Origin of the sequence: Flavobacterium sp. MEB061, from assembly GCF_000834715.1 — a bacterium.
Taxonomy (GTDB): domain Bacteria; phylum Bacteroidota; class Bacteroidia; order Flavobacteriales; family Flavobacteriaceae; genus Flavobacterium; species Flavobacterium pectinovorum.
Window position 1 is genome coordinate 24073 of sequence record NZ_JXQR01000015.1, and the last position, 11721, is coordinate 35793.

Below are 11721 nucleotides of genomic sequence, written 5' to 3' on the forward strand. Positions count from 1 at the left end.
ATATTTGTTAGAAGGATAACTAACTTATTTATAACAGGATATGAAAAATAAATTACTTTTTTTTCTAGTATTGTTTGTTGTTTTATTTTCTTCCTTTGCTATTGCCCAAAATGATACCATAAACGCGGCACAGAAAACTGTTTCATTAAAAGGATATCCGGTTTCGCCTTTTAAGGACACACTTTTTTATGTTTATAATAAAGTTGGTTCTTTTTCTGCAGAGAACAGGGCAAATGCTATTACAGAAAAAATCAGAAAACTTTATCATGATTCTTTTTTTGAATCAGATTCTCTTGTAGTTGTTCCTTCAGATATTTCTCAGGACATCACGTACAAAAGCGATTTTATTATCATGTCTATTTTGGATATTGATGCAAAACTCGAAAATCAAACCACTGCTTATATTGCAAAACGAAATCTGAATTTAATCAAAAAAGCAGTTATTTATCAAAATGAAAACTATTCGCAATTACCTAAACGATTTGGATATACAGCATTATTAATTTTAATTATTGGAGTTGTTTTGTTTTTGGTTGGAAAGATTTTCAATCGTATAAAACTTTATCTTTTAAAAAATAGCGACAGGTATTTTAAAGGCTTTAATTATAACAATATCAATATCCTTTCGCCGCATAAACAGCAGTTTTTGTTGATGCGGTTGTTCGGCTTTATTAAGATCTTTACCTTGATTTTAATAGTTTATTTTTCGCTGCCTGTTTTGTTTAGCATTTTTCCTGCTACGGAAGCTTATACCACAACTTTATTGCGTTGGATTTTAACCCCTGCAAAATTAGCCGTAATGGGATTTGTTGGTTTCTTGCCAAGCTTGGTAACAATAATAGTTATTATTATCATTTTTAGATATTCTATAAAAATCATTAAGTTCTTTTTTGATGAGATAAAAAAGGAAAACATAAAAATTGATGGTTTTTATAATGATTGGGCAATGCCAACATTCAATATTATTCGGTTATTAATGTATGCTTTTATGCTCGTTATTATTTTTCCGTATTTACCGGGATCTGATTCTCCAATTTTTAAAGGTGTTTCGGTATTTGTAGGGGTTTTATTTTCATTAGGATCTTCAAACGCCATTGCAAATATGGTTGCGGGATTGGTAATTACTTATATGCGTCCGTTTAAAATTGGCGACTTTATTAAAATTGGCGATGTAAGCGGAGAAGTAATTGAAAAAACAGCATTAGTAACCCGAATAAGAACACCAAAATTAGAAGACATAACAATACCAAATGCGACCGTTTTATCAAGTACTTCAACCAATTTTTCTGCAAATACGAAGCAGGCTACAAATGGTCTTTTAATTCATACAACTGTTACAATTGGTTATGATGTTCCGTGGACAGCAATTCATAAAGCATTAATAGAGGCAGCATTAAAAACAGATATGATACAGAAAACACCGGAACCTTTTGTGCTGCAAACCAGTTTGGATGATTTTTATGTTTCTTATCAAATAAATGTCTATACAAAAGAACCTACAAAGCAACCCAGAATCTATTCTTCCCTGCATCAAAATATTCAGGATTCATTTAATGCTGCCGGAATTGAAATTATGTCGCCACATTATAATGCTTTGAGAGACGGAAATACAACAACGATTCCCGAGAACTATTTGGGAAAAGATTACGAAGCGCCATCCTTTAATATTAAAACTAAAGGTTAAAATGTTGTTGTACAGATAGAAATCTTAAAATTTTAACAGTGGTTATTTTGTTATTACTATTATAAAAATTAATTTTATATAAGAATTTATCATTCCTTTGATTGATTAAATAAAAAATATCTTATAAAATGCAATAAAAGTAAAGTTGAAATGTTTTTATTTAAAGAGCATTACTGATAGTTTTTACCAAAACATACATAGTCATAATACTCTTGGATTAATTTTAATTTGATAATTATGAAAAAAAGTCACCTTAGTCAGGAACAGAGCTTACAGGTATTTTCTAATATGATATCAAATAAAGTTCATAATGGATTTACGCTTGAAGAAAGAAATGACAAATTGCTTTTTGCCGTTCTTTCAAAAGGAGGAAAGGTCGTTAATCATGGTTTGAATTTTACCATTTTTTGCCTGACCTTAGGATTATGGTCATTTGCATGGCTTTATCTTACTTTGGAAGCATCAAAAAAGAAAAAAATACTGGTTGCTATTGACGAGGATGGTTTGCCGTTTGAAGAAAGATGTTTGGTTGCTTAAAAGAAATTAAATTTCAAAAAATAACTTCCAAATTCCAAATACGTGATTAGAGTGTATTGGAATTTGGAAGTTTTTATTTAGGAATATCTTAAAATAAGATTTGCTTTCCTGCAAGGTTTTCAAAACCTTGTAGGTATAGATTTAAATCACATAAAGTTTAAAATCTAAATATTGTAATACCTACAAGGTTTTGGAAACCTTGCAGGAATAAGAGTGTGATGGTTAGAATTTGGAATTTATTATTAAAGTTTATCTTTTAAATAAATTCCCGTTACAGATTCTTTTACTTTTACAATATCTTCAGGAGTTCCGGCTGCTAATAAATAACCACCGTTTTCCCCTCCTTCAGGACCTAAATCAAGAATCCAGTCGGCGCATTTTATCAGGTCAAGATTGTGTTCAATTACAATTATAGAATGTCCTTTTTCAATTAGTGCATCAAACGAAGCCATTAACTTTTTGATGTCATGAAAATGTAAACCCGTTGTTGGTTCATCAAAAACAAATAAAGCTTTATCTTTTGTGGCACCTTTTACTAGAAATGAAGCCAGTTTAATACGTTGTGCTTCACCGCCGGAAAGGGTAGAAGAAGATTGTCCTAATTGCACATATCCCAAACCAACATCCTGAAGCGGCTGTAATTTTTGAGTGATTTTGGTTTGTTTATTTTTTTCGAAAAAAACAATAGCATCATCAATAGTCATAGTCAGAATATCGTTGATGTTTTTTTCGTCAAAATTAATTTCCAGAATCTCTTTTTTGAAACGTTTTCCTCCACAAGTTTCACATGGCAACGAAACATCGGCCATAAATACCATTTCGACGTTTATAGAGCCTTCTCCTTTACAGGTTTCACATCGGCCGCCATCTACGTTAAAAGAAAAATGTTTGGCCTGGTAACCTCTTATTTTGGATAATTTTTCTTTGGCATACAAATCACGAATGTCATCATACGCTTTAATGTAAGTTACAGGATTTGATCTCGAACTTCTTCCAATTGGGTTTTGATCAACATATTCGATATGTTTTATTTGCGAAAAAGAACCTGTTATATCGCTAAACTGACCCGCTTTTTCGGCTGCGCTTTCCAGTTTTTTCTGCATTGCCGGAAACAAAATTTTCTTAATTAAGGTACTTTTTCCGCTTCCTGAAACTCCGGTAATTACCGTTAAAACATCCAAAGGAAAGGTTACATTAATATTTTTTAAATTGTTTTCTCTGGCGCCAATAATGTCAATATGGTTTTTGAATTTCCTTCTTTTCTTCGGAACTGAAATTTCTAAATCACCATTTAAATATTTGGCAGTTAAAGATTCTGATTTTAAAATTTCATCATAAGTTCCCTGAGCGACAAGGTTTCCTCCAAAAGTTCCAGCTTCCGGACCAATATCGATAATCATATCGGCAGCTTTCATAATATCTTCGTCATGCTCAACGACAATCACCGTATTACCTAAATCACGAAGTGAAAGCAAAACTTTAATCAGTCTTTCAGAGTCTTTTGGGTGTAAACCAATACTTGGTTCGTCGAGAATATACATCGAACCAACCAAACTACTTCCTAATGAAGTGGCCAGGTTTATACGTTGCGATTCTCCTCCTGAAAGTGTAGCAGAGTTTCTGTTTAAGGTTAAATAATCTAAACCAACTTCTGTTAGAAATGATAGACGATTGTTTATCTCAAGCATCAAACGTTTTGCGATCTGCTGTTCGTAAACATTCAGTTCAAGATTTTTGAAAAAAGTAACCAAATGTTTAATTGGTAAATCAACTAAATCAGAAACAGTTTTGCCACCAATTTTTACATACGAAGCTTCTTCTCGTAAACGCTTTCCGCGACAAGCGTGACATTTTGTTTTTCCGCGGTAGCGAGACAACATCACACGATTCTGAATCTTATAATTTTTTTCTTCAAGTTCTTTAAAGAAGCCGTTTAATCCCTGAAAATATTTGTTTCCTGTCCAGATTACATCTTTTTGTTCATCTGAAAGTTCGAAATATGGTTTATGAATAGGGAAATCAAATTTATAGGCATGTTTTACCAATTCGTCTTTGTACCAGCTCATACTATCGCCTCGCCAAGGGTAAATAGCACTTTCAAAAACGGATAAAGAGGTATTTGGAACAACTAAATCAGCATCAATACCAATAATATTTCCGTAGCCTTCGCAAACCGGGCAAGCACCATATGGATTATTAAAGCTGAACAAATGTACGTTTGGTTCCAGAAATGTAATTCCGTCCAATTCAAAATTATTAGAATAGGAGAATCTTTTATCTGTACCTAATTCCTGTAGATAACAAATTCCTTTTCCTTCAAAAAAAGCTGTTTGCACGGCATCTGCAAGACGATTGTAGAATTCTTCTTCATCCTTAACAACAATTCTGTCAATGATCAATAAGATATCTTTATTGTCTAATTTATGAAGATCTGTTGGCGTGAACTCGTCCAGACGAACCATTTCGTTATCAACCAGAATACGGGCAAAACCTTGTTGCAAAAGCACTTTAAGTTTGTCCTCGAGTTGGCGTCCTTCTTCAAGATGAATAGGAGAAAGTAATAGCCATTTGCTGTCTAATTCGAAATTTTTCACATCAGAAACAACATCGGTAACAGTATTTTTTTTGACTTCCTGACCTGAAATTGGCGAATAAGTACGGCCAATTCTGGCAAACAAAAGTTTGATATAATCGTAGATTTCAGTTGAAGTTCCAACTGTAGAACGAGCGTTTGTTGTATTTACTTTTTGCTCAATGGCAATTGCCGGAGCAATCCCTTTAATATATTCTACTTTTGGTTTGTCTAATCTGCCTAAAAACTGGCGAGCATAGGATGATAAACTCTCCACATAACGACGCTGTCCTTCAGCATATAAAGTATCAAAAGCCAGACTCGATTTTCCTGAGCCTGAAAGCCCTGTAATGACTACAAGTTTGTTTCGTGGAATAGCAACATCTACATTTTTTAAATTATGTACCTGCGCTCCTTTAATGATGATATTATGTTTGGGGTCTAGTGTAGAAAGATCAATTTGCATAAAAAAAGTCAATTTTTACAAAAGTAATCAATTTTGAATTGAGTTTTGTTAATGAGATTGTTACAAATTTTAACTAATTGCTTAGCTGAATAATTTTGTTTCACGCAGATTTTGCAGATCTGAGCAGATTTTAAATTAAAAATAAATAATCTGCGTCCATCTGCTTAAATCTTTTAAATCTGCGTGAAATAAATTACGATTCTTTGTGTATTTAAATGAAGTGAAATGCCTTTTTAGGATTCCAAAATCTATGTTTCTATGTGTTTAAATTAATTATTGTTTTAATAGAAAAATACCCTATTTTAGAACTGCTTTAATACTATTTTAATATTCTGACCAAATTTTGAAAACTAAACTTTTTATTCTTTGTTTTTTAATGGGTTTTGTCCTGTTTTCTCAGGAATTACCGCCAATTGTAAAATATCCTTCAACTGTTTACGGTGCCGGAAATCAAAGCTGGATGATTTCGCAGGACGACCAAAATCGCATGTATTTTGCCAATAATGATGGACTTTTAGAATATAATGGCACAAATTGGGAGTTATATCCAACACCTAATGAAACCATAATGCGTTCTGTAAAAGTAATCGACAACAAGGTTTATACAGGCTGTTACATGAATTTTGGTTACTGGACAAGACAGACAAACGGAAAATTAAAATATACTTCGCTAAGTGATACAATCAGGAATAAAATCCTGGATGACGAACAGTTTTGGAACATTTTAAAATACGATCAATGGATATTATTTCAGTCTTTGAACCGAATTTATATTTATGATACCAAGACAAAAAGCTTTAAAATTATTTCACCTAAAAATGGTGTTATAAAATCATTTAGCACTAAAAATTCAATTTATTATCAAACCATAAACGAAGGTCTTTTCGAAATAGAAGGAGGAAAGGGAAAATTGATTTCTGATAACCCAATTCTGAAAAAATATACAATTGTCAATGTTTTTACAATTGATGATGGTTTGCTGATTCAGACGCAATTAGACGGATTTTATAAACTTACAGGAACAGCTTTAACGCCTTTTGCAACAGAAGCTGATGCACAGATAAAATCGGGTTTTGTGTACAGTAGTCAAAAACTTCATGACGGAAGTTATGCTTTGGGAACGGTTTCTAACGGAATTTTTATTTTATCGAATACGGGAAAATTAAATTATCATATTTCGCAAAGCAAAGGACTGAGCAACAATACCGCTCTGTCTTTGTTTGAAGATAAAGATCAGAATGTTTGGGTGGGTCTGGATAACGGAATCAATTGCATCAATCTGCAAACGCCTGTGCATAGTTTTACAGACGATACAGGGGTTTTAGGAACCGTTTACGCCTCAATCTCTCACAACGGAATGCTTTATGTGGGAACAAATCAGGGATTGTTTTGTAAAAAATACCAAAGCAAAGATAATTTTCAGTTTATAAACGGAACAAAAGGACAAGTTTGGTCGTTGTTTGCTTATCATAATACGCTTTTTTGCGGTCATGATTCGGGAACTTTTATTGTAGAAAATACTTCGGCCAATACTATTTTCAGAGGCTCGGGAACATGGAAGTTTGAGCCTTCGCCAAATAATAAAAATATTTTGCTTCAGGGAAATTACTACGGGATTTCGGTTTTAGAGAAAGTCAATAAGCAATGGAAATTCAGAAATAAAATAGAAGGTTTTAATTATTCATCAAGATATTTTGAAATAACGCCAAATCTTGAAGTTTATGTAAGTCATGAATACAAAGGGATTTTTAGATTCAAATTGGATAATTCGTTTTCAAAAATCAAAGAATTTCACACTTATTCTTCTCCAAAAAAAGGAAAAAATGCCAGTTTAACAAAATTTAATAATGCGATATATTACGCGTACAAAGGCGGGATTTTTAAATTAAATCCCAAAACAAAACAGTTTGAAAAGGATAAATTATTAAGTTCTATTTTTGAAAAAGACGAATATACTTCGGGTAAATTAATTGTAGATCAGTCGAATAAAATCTGGCTGTTTTCTAAAAATTACATTCATTATTTTTCTGCAAGCAAATTGAGTAATCAGTTAAAACAGAATGTAATTCCGATTCCGTCTTCTTTAACTAATTCGATGTTGGGTTTTGAGAATATTACACAAATTTCAAAATCAACGTATTTAATAGGAACTACAGATGGTTATTATACGCTTAATATTGAAGATTTGAGTTTTAAAAACTATGCTGTTTCTATTTCCGGTATTTTTATTAATAAACAAAACCAGATTTTAAAGAATGTTGTTTTAAATGATGAAGGGAGTTTTAAATCAAATGAAAATAATATTACTTTAAATTACACCGTTCCGGAATACAACAAATACATCAATTCTGAATATCAATATTTATTAGAAGGTTTTCAGAATGAATGGAGCGAATGGAGCACGAAATCTTCGGTTAATTTTAAAAACCTGTCTCCGGGAAAATACACGTTCAAAGTTCGGGCGAAATACGCCAATACACTTTTGCAAAACACGGCAACTTATACGTTTGTGGTTTTAAAACCTTGGTATTTAACCAATCTGGCGTGTTTTATTTATTTGCTGCTGTTGATTGTCATTGGTTATTTTATTAATAAAGCCTATCGTAATTTTTATCAAAAGCAAAAAGAGAAATTAATTGAAGAAAACAATCTTTTGCTTGAGATTAAAGAGCTTGAAAACGAACAGCAATTAATGAAACTCAGAAACGAGCAATTATCCCAGGATGTTGATAATAAAAATAGGGAATTGGCAGTCTCGACAATGAGTTTAAATAGCAAAAACGAACTTTTGGCTTTTATAAAAGAGGATTTAAAAAAGACTTCGCAAGACGATAATAAAAACATCAAATCTGTTATAAGAACCATCAACGATAATATTACCGAAGAAGATTCCTGGAAGGTTTTTAAAGAAGCTTTTGATAATGCCGATAAAGATTTCCTAAAGAGAATTAAACAATTGCATCCATTACTTACTCCGAATGATTTGCGACTTTGTGCCTATCTTAGACTGAACCTTTCATCCAAAGAAATTGCGCCTCTGTTTAATATTTCTGTTCGAAGCGTTGAAATTAAAAGATATCGTTTGCGTAAAAAAATGGATTTACAGCACGAAATCGGTTTAGTCGAATATATTCTTGCTGTATAGGAAGTCAGAAATTCCTTCAAAAACGCCTATACAACACCACAACATTAACGTTTTCTTGTATTTATTACACTTATTTGTTAAAGAAATTAACATTATGATTTTCTAGGTAAACCGAGCTATTTTTTGTCATATATTAAATTTAAGTAATTTTTTTTGTGATGTATGTTTTTTGTTGTGGTTAGTTTTATCGTATTCTTAAAAGTATAGGATATTTTAGCTTCAATAAAAAACTAACTAATTATGAAACCAAAATTATTATTAATAGTATTGTTACTGTTTACATCTTTTGCGTTCTCGCAAACTTTTGATGTAAACGGAACTGTACTGGATGGCTCAGGTTTATCATTGCCTGGCGTAAATGTAAAAGTTAAAAGTTCGTCTCAAAGCACAACCACAGACTTCGACGGATCTTTTAAACTGAGCGGTGTTTCAAACGGCACCACACTTGTTTTAAGTTATATTGGTTACCGAACGCAGGAAGTTGTGGTTTCAGGACCAAAAGTTACTGTTAAGATGAGCGACGACACCAGATCTTTAGACGAAGTTGTTGTCATAGGGTATGGTAGTCAAAAGAAAAGAGAGCTAACAGGAGCAGTTTCTGTTCTGGATAGTAAAACACTTGATATCCTGAAACCTGCAAGAATTGAGCAGGCTTTACAAGGAACAATTTCGGGTGTAAACGTTACAACACAATCCGGAGCTCCGGGCGCACCTATAGACGTTCGTATTCGTGGTATTGCTACAAATGGACAAAACGGACCCACTACGATTATTGACGGCTATGTTGGAGACCTGAATGTTTTAAACCCGAACGATATTGAAACCATAACGGTTTTAAAAGATGCTCAAGCAGCCATTTATGGAACGATTGGTGCAAACGGTATTATTTTGGTTACAACCAAAATGGGAAAGAAAAACTCAAAAACAAGAATTTCTTTTAATAGCTACACCGGATTTCAGGAGGCTTCGAGAAAATTGTCGATCCTTGATGCTACAGAATACGCTTTATTATTAAATGAAAGTTATGCCAATGGCGGAAGAGCACTTCCTTATCCAAATGTAAGTGGCTTAGGAAAAGGAACAGACTGGCAAAAAGAAGTTTTAGGAAAAGGTGTTCCGTTATTAAACAGCGATTTGACCATTTCAGGAGGATCTGAAAAAATCACCTATTCTATTAGTGGCTCACACCTGGATCAGGAAGGTATTGTTGGCGGCGACAAATCAGGTTACCTGAGAAATACTGCCAGAATAGCATTAGGAGCAGATTTGAGTGATAAATTCAAGCTAAAAACGAATGTAATCTATACCTATTTTAACAGAAAAACAATTAATGAAAACGGATTAGGATCTGTATTATTTAATGCTTTAAACGTGCCGGCTACATTAAGTCCATACGATGCAAATGGCAATTTTACATTAGTGCCAAGCACAACAGGATTTGGAACAGAAATTATTAATCCGCTGGCACAAATAGAAAACACATACAACGATTATAATTATAAAAAACTAAACGGAAACTTTGGTTTAGATTATAAAATTTTTAAAGGATTTGTGTTATCAAGCTCCATAGGATTTAATACCGCAAATAGTGAAAGCAAAACATTTGATCCACAAATAAGTTATGGAGGAAAAGTTTTTGATGTTCAGAGAAGTTCTGTAACGCAAAGAACTGTAAACGATAATGACTATTCATTTGATATTTATGGAACTTATAATACTAAAATAGCAGAGAACCATAATATTACAGCAACATTAGGTAATACAATCTATAAACAATGGGGAAATTCTGCCGTTGCAACAGGTTATGATGTGCCAAATAATTCATGGGAGTTTGCAGATCTTTCTTTAACTAAAGGTTTGCCAACTGCTTTAAATACGGGTGGTTACGTTTACGATCAAAGAAGGATTTCTTATTTTGGAAGAGCACAATATGATTATAAAGGAAAGTATCTTTTTTCAGCAATGATCAGACGAGATTCCTCAACAAAATTTGGTCCGGGTAATAAAGTGGGTTATTTCCCGTCTTTTACAGCAGGATGGGTTGCTTCTGATGAAGGTTTTTTTGGAGAATCACAAACGTTTAACTTCTTAAAATTCAGAGTTAGTTATGGAACTTTAGGAAATGATCAAATACCGAATAATGGGTATTTAAGCATTTTAAATGGTGAAGCAACTTATGTATTTGATGGTTTATTAGTAAATGGTGCGGCAACGGGACAAATACCAAATCCGGATTTAAAATGGGAAGAAGCCAAAAAGTTTGATGTTGGTTTAGATTTAAGATTATTCAATGATAAAGTTTCTGTAGTTGCAGATTATTTTATCGATACCAGAAAAGATTTATTAATACCAAATATTCCGGTTTCAGGAATTATAGGAGTTGGTGCTCCGGGGGCAAGTGCTCCAACAATGAATGCTGGTACGGTGAGAAATTCAGGATTTGAATTTGCGATAGATTACAAAGAGAAATTTTCAGATTCATTTTCAATGACATTAGGTTATAATGTAACCTTTCTTAAAAATGAAGTTATAGAAGTAAATAACGGAACCGGTTTTATCGAACAAGGTTCTTTTGGAGTAGGTCAACCAGCTGCAGCCCGCATGGAAGCCGGAAAACCAATTGGATATTTTTATGGATATAAAACAGATGGAATTTTTCAGAATCAGGCCGAAGTTGAGGCTCATCCATCGCAATTAGCTCTAGGAGCAAATGCTTCTCCGGGTGATATTCGTTACGTAGACATAAATGGTGATGGAGTAATTGATAACAAAGACAGAACAGATATTGGCGATCCAATCGCAGATGCTACAATGGGTTTCAATATTCAGTTAAATTATAAAAACATTGATTTTGCCGTATATACATTTGCATCAGTAGGAAATGATATGGTTCGTAACTACGAAAGAACACTTTCAGATGCCAATCGTCTTGATTATGTTTTAGACAGATGGACAGGTGAAGGAACAAGTAATTCTGTACCAAAAGTAACTACAGGAGCTACAGCAAACAATGTGTTATCAGATTATTTTGTTGAAGATGCTTCTTATCTCAGAATTCAAAATGTACAATTAGGATATACACTTGATCCGAAAGTGACTCAAAAAGCTGGAATTACAAAGCTAAGACTTTATGCCGGAGTAAATAATCTATACACATTTACTAAATACAAAGGGTTTGATCCGGGTGCTTCATTTGGACCTACAAATCGAGACGGAGTTTCTCAATCGCCAATTGGTGCCGGAATCGATTACGGATTTTATCCTGTTCCAAGAACTTATTTATTGGGCTTAAACATTAATTTTTAATTTCAATTAAA

Annotated in this window: 5 protein-coding genes; 4 read left to right on the forward strand and 1 reads right to left on the reverse strand. The window is 33.0% G+C overall.

What is annotated here, in order from left to right; translation table 11 throughout:
* Positions 1 to 40 precede the first annotated feature (40 nt).
* Positions 41 to 1684, forward strand: a complete 1644-nt coding sequence (locus RT99_RS07420) for a mechanosensitive ion channel family protein (RefSeq protein WP_042564105.1) — start codon at positions 41 to 43, stop codon at positions 1682 to 1684.
* Positions 1685 to 1921: 237 nt separating this feature from the next.
* Positions 1922 to 2221, forward strand: coding sequence for a hypothetical protein (locus RT99_RS07425; protein WP_042564106.1), 300 nt, complete (start codon positions 1922 to 1924; stop codon positions 2219 to 2221).
* Between the two features lie 242 nt (positions 2222 to 2463).
* Here RT99_RS07425 and uvrA read toward each other — a convergent pair whose 3' ends face one another.
* Positions 2464 to 5259, reverse strand: coding sequence for an excinuclease ABC subunit UvrA (gene uvrA, locus RT99_RS07430; protein WP_042564107.1), 2796 nt, complete (start codon positions 5257 to 5259; stop codon positions 2464 to 2466).
* Between the two features lie 343 nt (positions 5260 to 5602).
* Here uvrA and RT99_RS07435 point away from each other — a divergent pair, with 343 nt between their 5' ends.
* Positions 5603 to 8404, forward strand: coding sequence for a triple tyrosine motif-containing protein (locus tag RT99_RS07435; protein ID WP_305809549.1), 2802 nt, complete (start codon positions 5603 to 5605; stop codon positions 8402 to 8404).
* A gap of 240 nt (positions 8405 to 8644) precedes the next feature.
* The gene (locus RT99_RS07440) at positions 8645 to 11710 is read left to right on the forward strand and encodes a TonB-dependent receptor (protein ID WP_042564109.1); all 3066 of its coding nucleotides are present in this window, start codon (positions 8645 to 8647) and stop codon (positions 11708 to 11710) included.
* Positions 11711 to 11721 lie beyond the last annotated feature (11 nt).